The 18,006-nt window shown below is 57.5% G+C and carries 18 protein-coding genes; 15 read left to right on the top strand and 3 right to left on the bottom strand.

Features of this window, described 5'->3' with window-relative positions; all coding sequences use genetic code 11:
• Nucleotides 1-187 precede the first annotated feature (187 nt).
• The 5 genes from ffh to rplS all read left to right on the top strand — a co-directional run bounded on the left by ffh (nt 188) and on the right by rplS (nt 3,754).
• Nucleotides 188-1,561, top strand: a complete 1,374-nt coding sequence (ffh, locus tag D8779_RS02145) for a signal recognition particle protein (protein WP_136662821.1) — start codon at nt 188-190, stop codon at nt 1,559-1,561.
• Between the two features lie 250 nt (nt 1,562-1,811).
• Nucleotides 1,812-2,063: a 30S ribosomal protein S16 gene (gene rpsP, locus D8779_RS02140; RefSeq protein ID WP_090239277.1), complete on the top strand. Its 252-nt coding sequence runs from the start codon at nt 1,812-1,814 to the stop codon at nt 2,061-2,063.
• Nucleotides 2,064-2,068: 5 nt separating this feature from the next.
• Nucleotides 2,069-2,605, top strand: coding sequence for a ribosome maturation factor RimM (rimM, locus tag D8779_RS02135; protein WP_136662820.1), 537 nt, complete (start codon nt 2,069-2,071; stop codon nt 2,603-2,605).
• Nucleotides 2,606-2,610: 5 nt separating this feature from the next.
• Nucleotides 2,611-3,363, top strand: coding sequence for a tRNA (guanosine(37)-N1)-methyltransferase TrmD (gene trmD, locus D8779_RS02130; protein ID WP_136662819.1), 753 nt, complete (start codon nt 2,611-2,613; stop codon nt 3,361-3,363).
• Between the two features lie 40 nt (nt 3,364-3,403).
• Complete coding sequence (gene rplS, locus D8779_RS02125; RefSeq protein WP_136662818.1) at nt 3,404-3,754, top strand: 50S ribosomal protein L19; 351 nt, start codon at nt 3,404-3,406, stop codon at nt 3,752-3,754.
• An 83-nt stretch (nt 3,755-3,837) separates the two neighbouring features.
• On the opposite strand, the gene D8779_RS02120 is transcribed toward rplS, so the two are convergent.
• Together D8779_RS02120 and D8779_RS02115 are read right to left on the bottom strand one after the other, a co-directional pair.
• Nucleotides 3,838-4,512, bottom strand: coding sequence for a cyclic di-GMP-binding domain-containing protein, MshE-related (locus tag D8779_RS02120; protein WP_136662817.1), 675 nt, complete (start codon nt 4,510-4,512; stop codon nt 3,838-3,840).
• 99 nt (nt 4,513-4,611) lie between these two features.
• Nucleotides 4,612-6,435, bottom strand: coding sequence for a cation:proton antiporter (locus D8779_RS02115; protein ID WP_136662816.1), 1,824 nt, complete (start codon nt 6,433-6,435; stop codon nt 4,612-4,614).
• Nucleotides 6,436-6,520: 85 nt separating this feature from the next.
• On the opposite strand from D8779_RS02115, the gene xerD reads away from it, so the two are divergent.
• The 6 genes from xerD (at nt 6,521) to D8779_RS02085 (ending at nt 12,261) form a co-directional block, all read left to right on the top strand.
• Nucleotides 6,521-7,417 carry a site-specific tyrosine recombinase XerD gene (gene xerD / locus D8779_RS02110; protein ID WP_136662815.1) on the top strand — a complete coding sequence of 299 codons (897 nt, stop codon included), beginning with the start codon at nt 6,521-6,523 and terminating at the stop codon, nt 7,415-7,417.
• Nucleotides 7,418-7,510: 93 nt separating this feature from the next.
• Nucleotides 7,511-8,236 carry a bifunctional protein-disulfide isomerase/oxidoreductase DsbC gene (dsbC, locus tag D8779_RS02105; protein WP_136662814.1) on the top strand — a complete coding sequence of 242 codons (726 nt, stop codon included), beginning with the start codon at nt 7,511-7,513 and terminating at the stop codon, nt 8,234-8,236.
• Between the two features lie 113 nt (nt 8,237-8,349).
• Nucleotides 8,350-9,654 carry a homoserine dehydrogenase gene (locus D8779_RS02100; protein ID WP_136662813.1) on the top strand — a complete coding sequence of 435 codons (1,305 nt, stop codon included), beginning with the start codon at nt 8,350-8,352 and terminating at the stop codon, nt 9,652-9,654.
• 72 nt (nt 9,655-9,726) lie between these two features.
• Nucleotides 9,727-11,136 (top strand): threonine synthase, encoded by a 1,410-nt coding sequence (gene thrC, locus D8779_RS02095; protein ID WP_136662812.1) that lies wholly within the window; start codon nt 9,727-9,729, stop codon nt 11,134-11,136.
• 90 nt (nt 11,137-11,226) lie between these two features.
• Entirely contained in the window at nt 11,227-11,487 is a 261-nt protein-coding gene (locus D8779_RS02090) for a ribosomal protein L7/L12 (RefSeq protein ID WP_136662811.1), read from the top strand.
• 90 nt (nt 11,488-11,577) lie between these two features.
• Nucleotides 11,578-12,261 (top strand): substrate-binding periplasmic protein, encoded by a 684-nt coding sequence (locus D8779_RS02085; protein WP_136662810.1) that lies wholly within the window; start codon nt 11,578-11,580, stop codon nt 12,259-12,261.
• A gap of 54 nt (nt 12,262-12,315) precedes the next feature.
• Here D8779_RS02085 and D8779_RS02080 read toward each other — a convergent pair whose 3' ends face one another.
• Nucleotides 12,316-13,515 carry a CaiB/BaiF CoA transferase family protein gene (locus D8779_RS02080; protein ID WP_136662809.1) on the bottom strand — a complete coding sequence of 400 codons (1,200 nt, stop codon included), beginning with the start codon at nt 13,513-13,515 and terminating at the stop codon, nt 12,316-12,318.
• A gap of 338 nt (nt 13,516-13,853) precedes the next feature.
• Here D8779_RS02080 and bacA point away from each other — a divergent pair, with 338 nt between their 5' ends.
• The 4 genes from bacA (at nt 13,854) to D8779_RS02060 (ending at nt 17,971) form a co-directional block, all read left to right on the top strand.
• Nucleotides 13,854-14,477, top strand: coding sequence for a biofilm formation regulator BacA (bacA, locus tag D8779_RS02075; RefSeq protein ID WP_136662808.1), 624 nt, complete (start codon nt 13,854-13,856; stop codon nt 14,475-14,477).
• 11 nt (nt 14,478-14,488) lie between these two features.
• The gene (locus D8779_RS02070) at nt 14,489-15,184 is read left to right on the top strand and encodes a PspA/IM30 family protein (RefSeq protein ID WP_136662807.1); all 696 of its coding nucleotides are present in this window, start codon (nt 14,489-14,491) and stop codon (nt 15,182-15,184) included.
• A gap of 72 nt (nt 15,185-15,256) precedes the next feature.
• Nucleotides 15,257-15,901, top strand: a complete 645-nt coding sequence (locus tag D8779_RS02065; RefSeq protein ID WP_136662806.1) for an OB-fold-containig protein — start codon at nt 15,257-15,259, stop codon at nt 15,899-15,901.
• Between the two features lie 27 nt (nt 15,902-15,928).
• Nucleotides 15,929-17,971 carry a flotillin family protein gene (locus D8779_RS02060; protein ID WP_136662805.1) on the top strand — a complete coding sequence of 681 codons (2,043 nt, stop codon included), beginning with the start codon at nt 15,929-15,931 and terminating at the stop codon, nt 17,969-17,971.
• The last annotated feature ends 35 nt before the right edge of the window (nt 17,972-18,006 follow it).

The following is an 18,006-nucleotide window of genomic DNA, read 5'->3' as shown; positions in this document are numbered from 1 at the left end:
GAAAGCGTCTGGCAGTGACGGTGTCTTGGGTCTGTCGATGTTTCAGGCGCGCCACGTTGCTGGGTAAATTCTCGCCAGGCTCCGGTGCGCTCGCGATGAAACGTCAACAGATCCAATTACTCTTCGCTATAATCTGCGACCTGTTGCAAGCCCACCCTCGGCTCGGTTGAGCCTGAAAGGAACGCGCATGTTCGAAAATCTGACTGACCGCCTTTCGCAAACCCTGCGAAATGTCACTGGCAAAGCCAAGCTGAGCGAAGACAACATCAAGGACACCCTGCGTGAAGTGCGCATGGCCTTGCTTGAGGCGGACGTTGCGTTGCCGGTGGTCAAAGACTTCGTTAATAAGGTCAAAGACCGGGCAGTTGGCACTGAGGTGTCGAAAAGCCTGACCCCAGGCCAAGCGTTTGTGAAAATCGTCCGTGCTGAGCTCGAAGAGCTGATGGGCGCCGCCAACGAAGACTTGGCACTGAATGCCGTGCCGCCTGCCGTGGTGCTGATGGCAGGCCTGCAGGGTGCGGGTAAAACCACCACGGTCGGCAAGCTGGCGCGCTTCCTTAAAGAGCGCAAGAAGAAGACCGTGATGGTGGTCTCGGCTGACGTTTATCGCCCGGCGGCGATCAAGCAGCTGGAAACCCTGGCCAATGACATTGGCGTGACCTTCTTCCCCTCCGATCTTAGCCAGAAGCCGGTGGACATCGCTGAGGCGGCGATTAAGGAAGCCAAGCTCAAGTTTATTGATGTAGTGATCGTCGATACCGCCGGTCGTTTGGCCATCGATGCCGAGATGATGGCGGAGATCCAGGCGCTGCACGCGGCGATCAAGCCGGTGGAAACCCTGTTCGTGGTTGATGCCATGACCGGGCAGGACGCCGCTAATACCGCTAAGGCCTTTAATGATGCTTTGCCGCTGACCGGTGTGGTGCTAACCAAGGTCGACGGTGATGCGCGCGGTGGTGCGGCATTGTCGGTGAGGGCGATTACCGGCAAGCCGATCAAGTTTATCGGTATGGGCGAGAAGACTGAGGCGCTAGAGCCCTTCCACCCTGACCGTATCGCCTCGCGCATTCTCGGTATGGGTGATGTGCTCAGCTTGATCGAGCAGGCCGAACAAACCCTGGATCGCGAAAAAGCCGAGAAACTTACGAAGAAGCTGAAAAAGGGTAAGGGTTTCGATCTCGAAGACTTCCGTGATCAACTGCAACAGATGAAGAGCATGGGCGGCCTAGGCGGCCTGATGGACAAGCTGCCGCAGATGGGGGGCGTTAATCTGGCGCAGATGGGCGGTGCCCAGGGGGCTGCGGAAAAGCAGTTTCAGCAGATGGAGGCGATCATCAATTCGATGACGCCGCAGGAGCGTCGCGATCCGGACGTTATCAGTGGCTCACGTAAGCGCCGTATCGCTATGGGTTCTGGTACTCAGGTGCAAGACATCGGGCGTTTGATCAAGCAGCACAAACAAATGCAAAAGATGATGAAGAAATTCACGGCTAAAGGCGGTATGGCCAAGATGATGCGTGGCATGGGCGGGATGATGCCAGGCGGCATGCCGAAGATGTAAGGCATTCGCGTCGGCAGCGATGCCGGCGTAGGCTCCGCTGAAGGCGGAGATTTACAGTAAACCTGTCTTTTGCGGGAGCTGGCTGGCCAGTTTGGGCGGCAACCTCCGGCAATTCTTGGTTACACAACCCCTGGTGCCTGAAAAAGCCATTTGCAAAAGTCCGGATATTCCTTAGAATATGCGGCCTTTCGGGCACCTACGCCCGCTGTGCATTTAGATTTGCAGCACCGACTACAGGAACTATGTTCACATGCTAACGATTCGTCTTGCCCTTGGCGGCTCCAAAAAGCGCCCGTTCTACAAAATCAACGTGACCGACAGCCGTAACCCACGCGACGGTTCGCACAAAGAAGAGATCGGTTTCTTCAACCCGATCGCTCGTGGCCAGGAAGTTCGCCTGTCCGTGAAGCAAGATCGCCTGGCCCATTGGCTGAGCGTTGGCGCACAGCCTTCTGATCGTGTTGCTCAGTTGTTGAAGGACGCTGCTAAGGCTGCGGCCTGAGCATTATGAGCGCGACGCCTGCTTCTACCGATGATTTGATCGTTATCGGCAAGATCTACTCTGTACATGGCGTTCGCGGTGAGGTGAAGGTGTATTCCTTTACTGATCCTGTTGCAAACCTGTTGCAGTACAAGTCCTGGACGCTCAAGCGCGAAGGCAGTGTCAAACAGGTAGAGCTGGTCAGCGGACGCGGGAATGATAAATTTCTGGTCGCGAAGCTCAAGGGTCTTGATGATCGTGAAGAGGCGCGTCTTCTTGCCGGTTATGAGATCTGTGTGCCGCGCAACTTGTTCCCTGAGTTAGTTGACGGCGAGTACTACTGGTACCAGTTGGAAGGTCTAAAGGTTATCGACCAGGCAGGGCAGTTGCTCGGCAAGATCGATCACTTGTTAGAAACAGGTGCCAACGATGTGATGGTGGTTAAACCTTGCACCGACAGCCTGGATGATCGTGAGCGCCTGTTGCCCTATACCGAGCAATGCGTGTTGTCGATTGATCTGAGTGCTGGCGAAATGCGGGTCGACTGGGATGCGGACTTCTAAGCCTGATGCCAAATCTGCGCGTTGAAGTCATCACGCTGTTCCCGGAAATGTTTACCGCTATCAGCGATTACGGCATTACCAGCCGCGCGGTGAAACAGGGGTTGTTGCAACTAACCTGTTGGAACCCGCGAAGCTACACCACTGACCGTCACCACACTGTGGATGATCGGCCCTTTGGCGGTGGCCCCGGCATGGTGATGAAGATCAAGCCGCTTGAGGATGCTTTGCTCGATGCCAAGCACGCCGCAGGTGAAAAAGCGAAGGTGATTTACCTCTCGCCGCAAGGTCGCCCGCTGACGCAGTCAGCAGTACGTGAACTGGCAAATAGTGAGGCGTTAATCCTCATTGCTGGTCGCTACGAAGGCATTGATGAGCGCTTTATTGAGGCGCATGTCGATGAAGAATGGTCGATTGGGGACTACGTCCTGTCCGGCGGTGAGCTGCCGGCCATGGTGCTGATCGACGCGGTAACGCGCCTGTTGCCTGGTGCACTGGGTCATGCAAGTTCGGCCGAAGAGGACTCCTTTACGGATGGCCTACTCGACTGCCCGCATTACACTCGCCCGGAGGTGTATGCGGATAAACGTGTTCCTGATGTATTGCTGAGTGGCAATCATGAGCACATCCGGCGTTGGCGTTTGCAGCAGTCCCTTGGTCGGACGCACGAACGCCGCGCTGATCTTCTGGAAAGCCGCTCGCTTTCTGGAGAAGAGAACAAGCTGCTGGAGGAATACGTCCGCCAGCGGGACGATAGTTAATGTATCGATGACCGGCTAAGGCCTGTCTTAGGAGCGCAGCATGACCAACAAGATTATTCAGCAGATCGAAGCTGAGCAGATGGGCAAAGTAATCCCGACTTTCGCACCCGGTGACACTGTTGTTGTCCAGGTTAAAGTGAAAGAAGGCGACCGTCAGCGTCTGCAGGCGTTCGAAGGCGTTGTTATCGCCAAGCGTAACCGTGGTCTGAACAGTGCGTTCACTGTTCGTAAGATCTCCAACGGTGTTGGTGTTGAGCGTACTTTCCAGACCTACAGCCCGCTGGTTGATAGCTTGGCCGTTAAGCGTCGCGGTGACGTGCGTAAAGCCAAGCTTTACTACCTGCGTGACCTGTCGGGTAAAGCAGCGCGCATCAAGGAAAAACTGGGCTAAGTCTCAGCTTTCCAATAAAAAAGCAGCCTACGGGCTGCTTTTTTCGTTTCTGCGTTAGATGTTTCGCAAGTATCGTCTTGTCGTTAGTGCAGGCTGATCTTTAACGAGGCTTGCGACAGGTCAATGTCATGCAGGCTCAGGCTGCCAAAGCTCTGGCCCTGAGGTGCGCCGGCGACACGGATATTGTCGAAGCGCAGTTCGCCGATCGAGCTGGGCAGGCGCACGTTGACCGAGCCGTCAGCATTGATCACCGAGGTCAGTTTGCTGGTGTCGTACTGCACGTCCTTCATCGAGGTTTCTGCCTCAAGGCTGTTCAGTACCGGCATCACCAGTTTGCTTAGTTGACCGATGGTGCCCAGCCCGTCACCGCTGCCGGCTTGTAGAAACAGGCCCTGCAATACATCGTCCAGTCCTTGGGCGCTGACATTGCTCATTTCCATGTCGCTCAAGGGGCGTAGGCCGCTCGGCGTTTGCTCCTGGCTGATAGCGCTGGGCAGGTTGCGCGGCGCATCGGCGCTGGCGATCTGGAACGGGCTAAGCAGGGCGGCGATCAGAGTGGCGGCCAGGCGCAGGTTATTCTGCTTGCTAAGGGCCTTCCTCAGCTGGCGTTCGGTTAGCCAGCCTTGTTCGATGAGCGTCTCACCCAGGCGTTTCTGGTTGGTGAGTTGCAGTTGAATGGCAGCATCCAGCTGGCCGCGGTTAATCAGTCCCTTGTTGATCAGTACCTGACCAAGGCGTGAGTGCTGTTGGCTGGACATGGTGTGGGCCCATTGGTTGTAGTGGCGTGATGCAATCATGGGCCGCAAGTTAAGGTCTGTCACCCATCCAAGGATAGGGTGACGACCTGAAGGTTCTTTCTATGGGGTTGTTACTTGCGGGCTGCTTTGTTCCTCTTCGATTAAGGCGACCAGGGTCCAGCCTGGGCCAGGCAGCACCTCAAGGGGTTGGGTGGCGATGTGTATCCAGCCGCTTGGGTCGCAAGCGAGCAAAACAACCGCTCGGTCGCCATGCAGGTTCTGGTAGGCCTGCCAGTCAAACGTGCTGGTCAGGGTGGTGGTGCGAACCTCGGCACCTTTGCTCAGGCGGCTGGCGAATTGTGGGAAGCTCAGCGTACGGCTGCCCAAGGGGCGGCCACGCACTGCATCGCGGCTGCGGTGTTTATCGCTGCGCCGGCTCTCGGTGCCGCTCGGCAGGGTGAAGCGACGGCTGGCGGCAAAGTCATGGCGAAAGTGCATGCAGGCCAGCGCATTCAGCTCGCTGGAGGGCGACAAGGCGAGCAGGTGACCAAGGCCTACCAGGTCCAAGTGTGCTTCGGCATCTTGGGAAGTGGGGTTGCCGAAGTAAGTGGGAAGTTTCTGCATGCGCGCGGTGCTGATATTTTCCCAGCTGGAGTCGCACAGTAATACGCGGTTGCCGAGCTCTTGTAGGGCAGTGCCGAGCGCGCGAGCAATCGGGTTGGCGCCGACGATCAGAAAACCACTGGGCGCGGGTTCCGCCACTTTTAATAGTTTGGCCAGCGGGCGGGCGGTGGCGCTCTGTAGAACCACAGTGCCAATGATCACCGCAAAGGTGAGCGGTACCAGCAGTTCAGCGCCTTCATAGCCCAGTTCACCCAAGCGAATGGCGAAAATAGCCGAGACGGCTGCGGCAACAATACCGCGCGGTGAGATCCAGGCCAGCAGGGCGCGCTCACGCCAGTTAAGGCTAGAGCCGAAGGTGGACAGTGCGACATTGAGCGGGCGCGCGACGAACTGGATGATGACCAGTAGCACGAGTACCGCAGGGCCTAGGGCGAGCAGGGCGCTCAGGTCGAGCCGCGCGGCCAGCAGGATAAACAGACCGGAAATCAGCAGAACGCTGAGGTTCTCTTTGAAGTGCAGGATGTGGCGTACGTCGACGCCCTTCATATTGGCCAGCCACATGCCCATCAGGGTGACGGCGAGCAGGCCGGACTCGTGCATAACTTCGTTGGAGGCAATGAAGGCGCCCAGCACGGTGGCCAATACCGCGAGGTTATGCAGGTAGTCAGGCAGCCACTGGCGCTTTAACACCTGCCCCAGGCCCCAGCCGGCTGCGATGCCAAACACGCTGCCGCAGGCGATGACGCCGGCGAAGGTGCCTATGCCGCTGTGCCAGCCATTACCTTCACTGCTGGTGATAATGAAGCTGTACACCACAACGGCGAGTAGTGCGCCGATGGGGTCAATCACGATCCCTTCCCAGCGCAAGATGTTGGCGACGGAGGCTTTCGGTCGAACAACGCGCAGCATCGGTACGATCACTGTTGGGCCCGTAACCAGTGTCAGGGTGCCCAGCAGCAGTGCCATCTCCCAGCTAAAGCCCAGCAGATAGTGGGTGCTGACCGCAATCACGGCCCAGGTGGCCAGCGCGCCGATCGTCACCATGCGCCGGACAACGCTGCCAATCTCACGCCATTCAGATAAATGCAGGGTAAGGCTGCCCTCAAACAGGATCAGCGCCACGGCCATGGAAACCATTGGCAATAGCAGGTTGCCGAACAGTGCCTGGGGGTCAAGCCAGCCCAGCACCGGGCCGGCGAGAATGCCGGCGATGAGCAGAAACAGAATGGCCGGTAGGCGTAAGCGCCAGGCCAGCCATTGGCAGGCGAGAGAGGCTGCGCCAATGGCGGCGAAAGCCAGAAGAATGTGCTGTTCGTTCATTAAGGGTCCTTGCGAGTGGATACCTGGCCCTGCGTGGCCAAGGTGTGAAAGACTAACCCGCTTTCAACTGCCGCCATAGTCCCGCATGCCCGCCATCGACCACCCTTTGATTGATCGTTTTGTTGAAGCCCTGTGGTTGGAGAAGGGGCTTTCGGCGCACACGCGTGCGGCCTATCGCAGTGATTTGGCGCTGTTTAATGGTTGGTTGCTGGCGCGCGATGTGCAGTTGGCTGACGCCGGGCGGGAGTTGATCCTGGATCACCTGGCCTGGCGCCTGAATGATGGCTACAAGGCGCGCTCTACCGCGAGGTTGTTGTCGGGGCTGCGTGGCTTCTATCGGTTTCTCTTGCGCGAGCAGTTGATCAGCCATGATCCGACCTTGCAGGTGGATATGCCACAGCTGGGTCGGCCGCTGCCCAAGTCGCTGTCCGAGGCGGATGTAGAAGCCTTGCTGGCCGCACCGGAGTTGGACGATCCCATTGGTCTGCGTGATCGCGCCATGCTTGAGGTGTTATACGCCTGTGGTTTGCGCGTCAGTGAGTTGATCGGCTTGACCCTTGAGCAGGTCAATCTACGTCAGGGTGTCCTGCGGGTTTTTGGTAAAGGCAGCAAAGAACGCTTGGTGCCGCTGGGCGAGGAGGCGATTGCCTGGATCGAGCGTTACAGCAAGGAGGCACGCCCCTTTTTGTTGGATGGAAAGCCCAGTGATGTGCTGTTCCCCAGTATGCGAGGCGAGCAGATGAGTCGACAGGCCTTCTGGTACCGCATCAAGCATCAGGCTCGGGTGGCGGGGATTGCCAAGAGTTTGTCGCCGCATACCTTGCGGCATGCCTTTGCTACGCATTTACTTAATCACGGCGCGGATTTGCGGGTGGTGCAGATGCTGCTGGGGCACAGCAACCTTTCCACTACGCAGATTTATACCCACATTGCCCGTGCACGCTTGCAAGAACTGCATGCGCAGCACCATCCGCGTGGCTGAGGACGCCGTCTGGCCTGCCGTGGTCGGTCTGTGCGGGCTTCTATGATAGGCTGCGCCGATGTCTCATAAGATCGTCTTTGGCTAGGAGTTTGTATGCGTTTTAACCGCATTGCTGTCGCGTTGGCCCTGGGTCTGGTCAGCACCATGAGTGTTGCCGCGGATGCCGATCAGGCTATTCGAAATACCCTCAAGGCTATTGACCCTACCATGGCGGTTGAGGCTATTGCCGAAAGCCCAATGCCAGGCGTTTATCAGGTTGAGCTGGCCGGTGGTCGGCAGCTGTACACCAGTGCTGACGGCCAATTTCTGCTGCAGGGCTATCTGTTTCAGGTCAAGAATGGCAAGCCCGTGAACCTCACTGAAGCCGCCGAAAGCCGTGGTGTGGTCAAGCTTCTGGATGCCATCCCTGCCTCAGAGATGGTGGTGTTTGCGCCCAAGCAGCCGAAAACCCATATCACCGTATTTACCGACACTGATTGCGGCTATTGCCAGAAACTGCACAGCGAAGTGCCTGAGCTGAACCGCTTGGGTGTCGAGGTGCGTTACCTAGCCTTCCCGCGTCAGGGGCTGGAAAGCGAAGCGGCCAAAGAACTGTCCAATGTCTGGTGCGCGAAGGATCAGCAAGATGCCATGAACCGCGCGAAAAGCCGCCAGAGTGTGGCTGATGCGCAGTGCGACAGCCCAGTTGCCAAGCAGTTTGCCTTGGGGCAGATGATCGGTGTCAGCGGCACGCCCGCCATCGTGTTGGCCAACGGTAAGATCATTCCGGGCTATCAGCCCGCGCCGCAGCTGGCGAAAATCGCCCTGGAGTCCAAGTAGTCTAAGGCGTGCGCCTGATTGACTAATAAACAGCCGCTTCGTATGGTGCGGCTCTTTTTCTACGGCCGGGGCTTGCTCCGGCCGTTTTACGCAGTGCAGATGGGGAGTTCAGTGTGAAGCCGGTTAAAGTAGGCATCTGTGGGTTGGGTACTGTCGGTGGCGGTACGTTGAATGTACTTAAGCGTAACGCTGAGGAAATCACGCGTCGCGCCGGTCGCGGCATTGAGATTGCCCAGATCGCCATTCGCTCGCCCAAGCCGCAGTACGATACCACCGGTATTAGCATGACCAGCGATGTGTTTGAGCTGGTGAACAACCCCGAGATCGATATCGTTATCGAGCTGATCGGTGGCTACACCCTGGCCAAGGAGCTGGTGCTCAAGGCCATCGACAACGGCAAGCACGTGGTTACCGCGAACAAGGCGCTGATCGCTGTGCACGGCAATGAAATTTTCGCCAAGGCCCGCGAGAAGGGCGTGATCGTCGCCTTCGAAGCCGCTGTTGCCGGTGGCATCCCGGTGATCAAGGCGATTCGCGAAGGTCTGGCTGCCAACCGTATCAACTGGTTGGCTGGCATCATCAACGGCACCGGTAACTTTATCCTCAGCGAAATGCGCGAGAAGGGTCGCACCTTCGACGACGTGTTGGCTGAGGCGCAGGCGCTGGGTTATGCCGAAGCCGACCCGACTTTTGACGTCGAAGGCATCGATGCCGCGCACAAGCTGACCATTCTGGCGTCTATCGCCTTTGGCATTCCGCTGCAGTTCGACAAGGCCTACACCGAAGGCATCACCAAACTGACCACCGCTGACGTGAACTACGCCGAGGCGCTGGGCTATCGCATCAAGCACCTCGGTGTGGCGCGTCGTACGGACGCCGGCATCGAGCTGCGCGTACACCCGACACTGATCCCGGCGGATCGCTTGATCGCCAACGTCAACGGTGTGATGAATGCCGTGATGGTCAACGGCGACGCCGCCGGTAGCACGCTGTTCTACGGCGCTGGCGCTGGCATGGAGCCGACCGCGTCCTCGGTGATTGCTGATCTGGTTGATGTGGTGCGTGCGCTGACAGCCGACCCGACCAACCGCGTGCCGCATTTGGCCTTCCAGCCGGATTCGCTGTCCGATCACCCGATTTTGCCGATCGAGGCCTGTGAGAGCGCTTATTACCTGCGTATCCAAGCCAAGGATCATCCGGGCGTATTGGCCCAGGTGGCGAGTATTTTGTCGGCCCGCGGGATTAATATCGAGTCGATCATGCAGAAGGAAGTCGAGGAGCAGGACGGCCTGGTGCCAATGATCCTGGTCACTCATCGTGTGGTTGAAGCACAGATCAATGAGGCGATCAGCGCCCTCGAAGCGCTGACTGATGTGGTCGGCAGCGTTGTGCGTATCCGCGTCGAGCAGTTGAACTAATCCGTCGCCGGCCGCAGGTGCAGCAGGCAGCTGCGGCTTGACGCTTGAAGATTGAATCGAAGGTTTGCCCCTATGCGCTATATCAGTACACGTGGCCAGGCACCGGCCCTGAATTTCGAAGACGTGCTGCTCGCCGGCCTGGCCAGTGATGGCGGTCTGTATGTGCCGGAAAACCTGCCGCGTTTTACCCAGGAAGAAATTGCTTCGTGGGCGGGCCTGCCGTACCACGAGCTGGCCTTTCGCGTGATGCGCCCGTTTGTCACTGGCAGCATCCCGGATGCGGATTTCAAGAAAATTCTCGAAGAAACCTACGGCGTTTTTGCCCATAACGCAGTAGCCCCGCTGCGTCAGCTCAATGGCAACGAGTGGGTGCTGGAGCTGTTCCACGGTCCGACCCTGGCCTTCAAAGACTTCGCCCTGCAACTGCTCGGCCGCCTGCTCGACTACGTGCTGGCCAAGCGGAACGAGCGTGTGGTGATCATGGGTGCCACTTCCGGTGATACCGGCTCGGCGGCGATCGAAGGCTGCAAGGCTTGCGATAACGTCGATATTTTCATCATGCACCCGCACAACCGCGTGTCTGAGGTGCAGCGTCGGCAGATGACCACCATCTTCGGCGACAACATCCATAACATCGCCATCGAAGGTAACTTCGATGATTGCCAGGAGATGGTCAAGGACAGCTTCGCTGATCAGGACTTCCTCAAGGGCACCCGTTTGGTGGCGGTCAACTCGATCAACTGGGCGCGGATCATGGCCCAGATCGTTTACTACTTCCATGCAGCCCTGCAGCTGGGCGGCCCGGCGCGTTCCATCGCGTTCTCGGTGCCGACCGGTAACTTCGGCGACATCTTCGCCGGCTACCTGGCGCGCAATATGGGTCTGCCGATCAGCCAGCTGATCGTCGCCACCAACCGCAACGACATCCTGCACCGCTTTATGAGTGGCAACCAGTACGTGAAGGGCGAGCTGCACCCAACCCTGTCGCCGTCCATGGATATCATGGTTTCGTCGAACTTCGAGCGCCTGCTGTTCGATCTGCACGGTCGCAATGGCGCTGCTATTGGTCAGTTGATGGCCAACTTTAAGCAGGGTGGCGGTTTTAGCGTCGATCAGGACCGCTGGACCGAAGCGCGCAAGCTGTTCGATTCGTTGGCTGTGAACGATGCTGATACCTGCGCGACCATCGCCCAGGTGTATGCCGAGTGTGGTGAGCTGCTCGATCCGCACACCGCGATTGGTGTGCGTGCTGCGCGTGAGTGCCGCCGCAACCTGAGTACACCGATGGTGATTCTCGGTACCGCGCATCCGGTTAAGTTCCCAGAGGCCGTGGAGAAGGCGGGTGTCGGTCGGGCGCCTGCATTGCCGCCGCACCTGGCCGATCTGTTTGAGCGCGAAGAGCGCTGCACGGTATTGGCCAATGACCTGAAAGCCGTCCAGAACTTCGTGGCCGCACACGGCAATCGTGGTAAGCCGTTGTAACCCTGGCGTTTGTCGATAAAGCCGGTGCCCGCAAGGGGCCGGCTTTTTTTACGGCTATGCTCTGGATAGATTGCCTGTGTGGAGTGTGTGATGGCTGAACTCAATCAAGACTTACCGCCGCAGGTGGTGGCAGCGTTGCAGCGTGAACAGAAAATCGAAGCGGTAAAGTTGTTGCGTGAGTTAAGGGGCGTCGGGTTGAAAGAGGCCAAGGACGCCGTGGATAACTGCCCGCTTGAGCGCCAGGTAGTCGACGGCGCGGTGGTGCAGCCTGGCGGCCATGGAGTGTTTTTCTGGTTGCTGGGGTTGTTTGTGTTGGGGGTTGTAGTGGCTTGGCTGTTTGGTAAGTTCTAGCGGTAGCCTGTAACGCAGTGAGGGCATTAGGGTGACAGTGTGAAGTGGTTAATTAAGTCGGTTTTTCTACTGTGTTCTGCCTGTTCCTCAGTGAGCGCCAATGCCGCTACCTTCGAGGTTGGCTTCTATAACTATCCGCCGATGATGATTGAGCAGGGTAAAACGGGTATCTATCAGGACATATTTGATGAGCTGGGTGTGCTGATGGGGGATACCTTCAGCGTGCAGTACTACCCCTATCCACGCATCGGTCTGCTGTTTAATGGTGGGCAGCTTGATATAGAGCCAGGTGTTTACCCTGGGTGGGTGCATGGCCAGGCGACGCCGGGCGTATTCTCGGTGCCGTTTGGCAAGGTTGTTGATGTCATGGTGTTTGCGCCGGGCAAGGCTTTTCCAGTGTCTCGGCCAGAGGATTTACGTGGAAAGTCGGTGGGGCTGGTGCGCGGTTATGCGTACCCTGACCTCCGGCCGTTAATTGAGGCGGGGCAGATTGATCGGCGCAATGGATTGAATGAAGCGCAATTGCTAGAGATGCTGGCGAAGTCGCGCTTCGAGCAAATTGTGGTCAATAAGGCCATAGCTCAATACAGCCAGGCCAAGAACCCCGAGTACAGCCTCCTCGAAATTGGCGATGTGATGAGCTCTTTTGATGTGAGTATGCGGGTGCATCCGCGCCATGAAGTCTGGTTGGATAAGCTAGATGCGGCAATCCTAGAGCTCAAGCGGCGAGGCGTTATGGACAGAATTTATGCCAAGTACGCTGTTCGCCTCTAGCTAACCCTGGTTGCCCCTGCATGTACGCTTGGTGGGTGTTATCGGAGTGATTGGCTAGATGGCGCCTGCACTGCGCAGAGCTTTGATCTGTTCGAGGCTATAACCCAGTCGGCTCAATATCGGGTCATTGTGCTCACCCAGTTCGGGCCCCACCCACTCGATGCCGCCTGGGGTGTCGCTCAGTTTGGGCACGATGCCTGGCATCTTGAACGGCTTGCCGTCTGGCAGCTTAGCGCTGAGGAACATCTCGCGTGCCAGGTACTGCGGGTCGTTAAACATATCCTCAGCGCTGAAAATACGGCTTGCCGGCACCTCGGCCTGGTTCAGCGTGGCCAGTACCTGTTCAAGCGGCAGTGAGCCCACCCAGCGATCGATCACCCCGTAGAGTTCATCACGTCGCGCGTCGCGACCATCATTGCTGGCCAGGTCTGCCGCCTCGGCGAGATCGTCACGGCCGATAGCCTGCATAAAGCGCTTGAAAATGGCATCGCCGTTGGCGCCAATCTGGATGTGCTTGCCGTCGCTGCTGGTATGGATGGAGGAGGGCGTGATGCCCGGCATGATGTTGCCGCTGCGCTCGCGAATAAAGCCAAACACGTCGAACTCTGGAATCATGGATTCCATCATCGCGAAGATCGCCTCGTACAGAGCTACGTCGACCACCTGGCCGCTACCGCCGTTGACCTCGCGATGCCGCAGCGCCATCAGTGCGCCGATCACGCCCCACAACGCCGCAATTGAGTCTCCAATCGAGATACCAGTGCGCACCGGTGGGCGATCTTCGAAGCCGGTGATATAGCGCAGCCCGCCCATGGATTCGCCGACGGCGCCGAAACCTGGCTGGTCTTTCATCGGCCCGCTCTGGCCAAAACCGGAGAGGCGCACCATTACCAGCTTGGGATTTAGTGCGTGCAATACCTCCCAGCCCAGACCGAGTTTCTCCAGCACGCCGGGGCGGAAGTTCTCGATGAGGATGTCGGCCTCGCTGAGCAGCTTTTTCAGCACCTCCAGCCCGGCCTCATGCTTAAGGTTGAGGGTGATTGATTGTTTATTGCGCGCCTGCACAAACCACCACAGCGACGTTCCTTCATAAAGCTTGCGCCACTTGCGCAGCGGATCGCCACCATCCGGCGATTCTACCTTGATCACCTCCGCACCAAATTCGGCGCAGATACGTGCGGCAAAAGGGCCGGCGATCAGGGTGCCGAGTTCGATGACTTTCAGGCCTGCGAGAGGTTTGTTGATTGTGCTCATGGGGGCTTCCGTTGTGCTTGGGCTGCTCAAGGCTATTCGATTGTGGGGTGCTGCGTCATATGTCCATGAAAGCTATCGAGCAGCGCTGGCTGGGATGCTGTTGGCAGTATTGGTGGTTTAGTTGGCGGGTGGTCTGGCGTTAAACTGCGGCTACAAATGGATGCTTGATGTCAGCAAACCTGGATGGTTTATCTTCTGCATTACTCCTCCCTTCTTAACTTTTCTATCACCGCTCTTTCCGGGTTGCGTTCGCGTGCCTGATTGTTGGTGAGATGAATTCTTGAAAATATTACATGTGATAACTTGATTCATTACATGTGTGGGTCTAGGCTGCGTTTATGGAAAGCAAATCATCAGCCCATTACCAGCGTCTTTTTCGTCAGCGCCTGCGCGAGCAGGGCTTGGTGAAGAAAGAGGTTTGGATATTGCCAGAGCATGCTCCACTGCTTATGGCGTTTGAGCGGAAACTTCGCCAGCCGCAATCAGTCAAGCTGGCTTCTATGGAAAAGGAGGAGGGTATGAGCATGCCGCAGGTATGGACTGCACAGGCTTTGTACGATGCACTCTCGGCTGCCGAGCTATTCAAAGGCGGACTGGCGAGCATTGAGTTGATTCAAAGTGCTGATGCCAGCTTGCATGTCACCATGCATGAATACGGTGATCTGCCAGTGTTTATTGCAGTGTTTGGCGAGCAGATTGTGGTTGAAAGCCTGCTTTGGCCCGCCGCCGATGTGCGTGACAGTGCTGCTTTCAATGAAGAGGTGCTGCGCACCCACAAGCTGTTCCCGCTGTCCTCTATCGGCCTGGAAACTCTGCCGGACGGTCAGCCTTGCTACACCATGTTTGGTGCGCTGAGCTCGGCCTCGACCTTGACCGATGTGGTCTTCGAGATCGAATTGCTGGCCGACAACGTGATCAAGGCCACCGAAGCCTACGAAGGCTTCCTCAAGGTCGACGCTTAAGGAGAGATGCGATGAACGTCTGGAGCAAGTTGCTAACGGCGCTGCGTGGCGGCGCGAATGAAGTGGGCGAAGCCGTAGTGGATGGTCAGGCGCTGCGTATTCTCGATCAAGAGATTCGTGATGCCGACCTGGAGCTGCGCAAGTCCAAGGAAGCTTTGGCTGAAATTATGGCCAAGCAAAAATTGGCCAGTGATCGCCTGAGCAAGAGCACGGCGAAGGTCTCCGAGTACGAGCAGTACGCACTCAAGGCCTTGGATGCCGGCAATGAAGCCCTGGCTAAAGAAATTGCCGAGAAGATCGCCAATCTGGAAACCGAGCAGGCTAGCGACCACGAGCAGGCTGAGGGTTTTGCCGCCAGCGTTGCGCAGCTACGCAAGGCTGTGACCCAGGCAGAAGGGCATATCAAGCGCCTGAAGCAGCAGGTTGATACGGTTAAAGCCACTGAAAGCGTGCAGAAGGCGCAGATGGCGGTGGCGCAGCGTTACGGCGGTTCACAGGCCAAGTTGCATACCGCGGTTGAGTCGCTGGAACGCATCAAGCTCAAGCAAGCCGAGCGTGCAGCCAAGATGGAGGCCTCTGCTGAGCTGGCCGCAACCAGCGCACCGGATGATGCCTTGGATGCCAAGTTGCGTGCGGCGGGTATCGTCGCGGACAACGCCAGTGCCGACAGCGTGCTGGCGCGACTGAAGAGCCAGGCCAAGGCCTAATTTTAGCTCGCTCGCCAATAAGCCGGTGGGGCCGTTAGGTCCCGCCTAGGTTCTCTCAGGGATAGGAAAACCATGGATATCTTCCTGCAGAATGCCCTTGCGTTTCCCACGCTGATTTTCAGTTTTCTGCTGAGTCTGATGATGGTCTATTGGCTCTTCGCTGCTTTAGGCGCAGTGGAAATCGATGTGCTGGATATCGAAGGCGATTCAGCATTGGAAGGAGATGGGCTGCAAGCGGAGGGGCTTGCTGGACTTCTACTCAAGCTCGGTCTCGGCGGTGTGCCGATTACCATCGTATTGACCTTGCTGGCGATGTTCAGCTGGGTCATCAGTTATCTCATCGAATCACTGTTGCTTAGCTATCTGCCATTGGGCTGGTTGCGTTATCCCCTGGGGCTGGTGGTGGCAGTGGGGGTATTGTTTGTGGCTGTCCCTCCGGCCGCTGCGTTTTGCAAGCCGTTGCGCAAACTATTCCTAAAGTTCGAGGCACCGGCCTCGCGGTCATTTCTGGGGCAGACCGCGGTGGTTCGCAGTTCCCGCGTGACCTTGAACCATGGCGAAGCGACTTTTGAAGATGGCGGGGCGGGCCTGATTCTGAAGGTGCGGGCAGACGAATCAATGGGGTTCAAGCGCGGCGATCATGTCGTGTTGCTGGAGTATCTGGAGGCCGAAAACGCCTATCGGGTGCTCAGTGTGGAAGAGTTCCAAGGCATTTAATCAGCAATCAAAGGAGCTGAGATTTCAATGAATGACATTCTAATAATGGGCGCACTTATATTGGGTTGCGTCGTCCTTCTTGTATTTGGATTGCTGCTGCTATTCAAGGCCTTCTATATCAAGGTGCCACAAGGTACGGCGTTGATCGTCAACGACATGTCTGCCACGCCCAAGGTGCATTTCACCGGGGCCTTGGTCTACCCGGTGATCAACCTCAAGGAGTTCATGAAGATCTCCTTGATTACCCTGGAGGTTGATCGTCGCGCCAAGGATGGGTTGATCTGCAAGGACAACATGCGCGCTGACATCACGGTGGCGTTCTACTTACGGGTCAATGAAACCCAGCAGGACGTGCTCAAGGTGGCCAAGGCCATTGGCGTTGATCGCGCCTCTGACCGTGCAGCCGTCAACGAGCTGTTCAACGCCAAATTTTCCGAAGCATTGAAGACTGTTGGCAAGCAGTTCGACTTCGTCCAGCTGTTCGAAAATCGTCAGGATTTCCGTGATCGTATCGTCGAGGTGATCGGCAACGACCTCAACGGTTATGTGCTCGAAGACGTGGCCATCGACTACCTGGAACAGACCTCCAAAGCGTCGCTTGATCCGAGCAATATTCTCGATGCTCAAGGTATTCGCAAGATCACCGAGCTGACGGCTGCGCAGAACGTTATCACCAACGAACTGGAGCGTAACGAAGAGCTGGCGATCAAGAAAAAGAACGTTGAAACCCGCGAAGCCACACTGTCCCTCGAGCGCCAGGAAGCCGATGCAGTGGCGCGGCAGAAGCGCGAGATTGAAACCATTCGGGCTCGTGAGGAAGCCGAAACGCTCAAAGTGCAGGAAGAAGAGCGTTTGAAGTCCGAGCAGGCACGTATCAATACCCAGCAGGAACTGGATATCCGCGCCGAGAACCATCAGCGCGAAGTCGAAGTGGCGCAGCAGAACCGCCAACGTGCGGTAGTTATCGAGGTGGAAAAAGTCACCCGAGCCAAGGACTTGGAAATCGTCTCTCGCGAACGTGAAGTCGAACTGCAACGCATCGAGAAAGAGAAAGCCCTGGAAGTCGAACGCAAAAATATTGCCGGGGTGATCCGCGAGCGCGTGGCGGTCGAGAAAACCGTGGCCCAGGAAGAAGAGCGCATCAAGGAAGTGCGCGAAGTGTCCGAAGCGGACCGCAATAAGCAGGTCATGGTGCTCAACGCCCAGGCCGAAGCCGAGCAAGAACTGGTACGTCAGGTCAAGCAGGCTGAAGCCGACGAAACGCGCTCGCAGCACAAGGCGGTGGAAATCAACAACCTGGCCCAGGCCGAGTTGGAAGCGGCGGCCAAGCAGAGCGAGGCCATGAAGAAAATGGCTGAAGGCATCGAGGCTGAGCGCGCTGCGCCGGGTCTGGCGGATGCGCGAGTGCGTGAAGTCACTGCTGCGGCCAAGGAGAAGGAAGGTTTGGCTGAAGCCCGCGTACACGCCGAGCAACTGATCGCCGAAGCCAAGGGCGAGCAAGAAAAGGGCATGGCCGAGGCGCGAGTAACCGAAGCCAAAGCGGCAGCCAAAGAGAAAGATGGCTTGGCCGATGCGCGGGTATTGGAAGAAAACCTCGGTGCGCAGGCGCGCGGCGAAGAGCAGCTCGGCGCGGCCAAGGCCAAAGCCACCCAGGATCTGGGTATGGCCGAAGCGCATGTGTTGCTTGAGCGTTTGAATGCCGAAGCCGAAGGCCTGGGCAAGAAGTTCAGCGCACTCGATGCGCTGAGCGACAACGCCCGCCAGCACGAAGAGTTCCGCATGCAGCTGGAGAAGAACTTCGACGAAGCCATGGCTGCTATCGCCGCCAACAAGGAAATCGCCAAAGATCAGGCCGAAGTACTGTCGGCAGCGCTGTCCAAGGCGAAGATCGAGATCGTCGGCGGCGAAGGCGACTTCTTCAACTCCTTTGCCAAGTCGCTGTCAGTGGGCAAGGCCATCGAAGGTGTGGTCGGCAAGAGCCCGGTCGTGCAAGACGTACTGGCGCGTTTGCTGAATAGCCGCACCGCAGAAGTTAAGGCGCCGGTTGCAGCAGAAAGCGCAGAGGGTTAAGGCAGTCGTAGGGTGGGCTCAGCTCACCCTACGGA

It is taken from the genome of Pseudomonas leptonychotis (genome assembly GCF_004920405.1).
GTDB lineage: Bacteria > Pseudomonadota > Gammaproteobacteria > Pseudomonadales > Pseudomonadaceae > Aquipseudomonas > Aquipseudomonas leptonychotis.
The sequence above is the reverse complement of the archived record's forward strand: the minus strand, read 5'-3'. Positions and strand labels throughout refer to the sequence as shown.

What these genes read in the sequence shown, in the direction of transcription:
- ffh (WP_136662821.1), top strand. Translation starts at nt 188, where the DNA reads ATGTTCGAAAATCTGACTGACCGCCTTTCGCAAACCCTGCGAAATGTC.
- rpsP (WP_090239277.1), top strand. Translation starts at nt 1,812, where the DNA reads ATGCTAACGATTCGTCTTGCCCTTGGCGGCTCCAAAAAGCGCCCGTTC.
- rimM (WP_136662820.1), top strand. Translation starts at nt 2,069, where the DNA reads ATGAGCGCGACGCCTGCTTCTACCGATGATTTGATCGTTATCGGCAAG.
- trmD (WP_136662819.1), top strand. Translation starts at nt 2,611, where the DNA reads ATGCCAAATCTGCGCGTTGAAGTCATCACGCTGTTCCCGGAAATGTTT.
- rplS (WP_136662818.1), top strand. Translation starts at nt 3,404, where the DNA reads ATGACCAACAAGATTATTCAGCAGATCGAAGCTGAGCAGATGGGCAAA.
- D8779_RS02120 (WP_136662817.1), bottom strand. Translation starts at nt 4,512, where the DNA reads ATGTCCAGCCAACAGCACTCACGCCTTGGTCAGGTACTGATCAACAAG.
- D8779_RS02115 (WP_136662816.1), bottom strand. Translation starts at nt 6,435, where the DNA reads ATGAACGAACAGCACATTCTTCTGGCTTTCGCCGCCATTGGCGCAGCC.
- xerD (WP_136662815.1), top strand. Translation starts at nt 6,521, where the DNA reads ATGCCCGCCATCGACCACCCTTTGATTGATCGTTTTGTTGAAGCCCTG.
- dsbC (WP_136662814.1), top strand. Translation starts at nt 7,511, where the DNA reads ATGCGTTTTAACCGCATTGCTGTCGCGTTGGCCCTGGGTCTGGTCAGC.
- thrC (WP_136662812.1), top strand. Translation starts at nt 9,727, where the DNA reads ATGCGCTATATCAGTACACGTGGCCAGGCACCGGCCCTGAATTTCGAA.
- D8779_RS02090 (WP_136662811.1), top strand. Translation starts at nt 11,227, where the DNA reads ATGGCTGAACTCAATCAAGACTTACCGCCGCAGGTGGTGGCAGCGTTG.
- D8779_RS02080 (WP_136662809.1), bottom strand. Translation starts at nt 13,515, where the DNA reads ATGAGCACAATCAACAAACCTCTCGCAGGCCTGAAAGTCATCGAACTC.
- bacA (WP_136662808.1), top strand. Translation starts at nt 13,854, where the DNA reads ATGGAAAGCAAATCATCAGCCCATTACCAGCGTCTTTTTCGTCAGCGC.
- D8779_RS02070 (WP_136662807.1), top strand. Translation starts at nt 14,489, where the DNA reads ATGAACGTCTGGAGCAAGTTGCTAACGGCGCTGCGTGGCGGCGCGAAT.
- D8779_RS02065 (WP_136662806.1), top strand. Translation starts at nt 15,257, where the DNA reads ATGGATATCTTCCTGCAGAATGCCCTTGCGTTTCCCACGCTGATTTTC.
- D8779_RS02060 (WP_136662805.1), top strand. Translation starts at nt 15,929, where the DNA reads ATGAATGACATTCTAATAATGGGCGCACTTATATTGGGTTGCGTCGTC.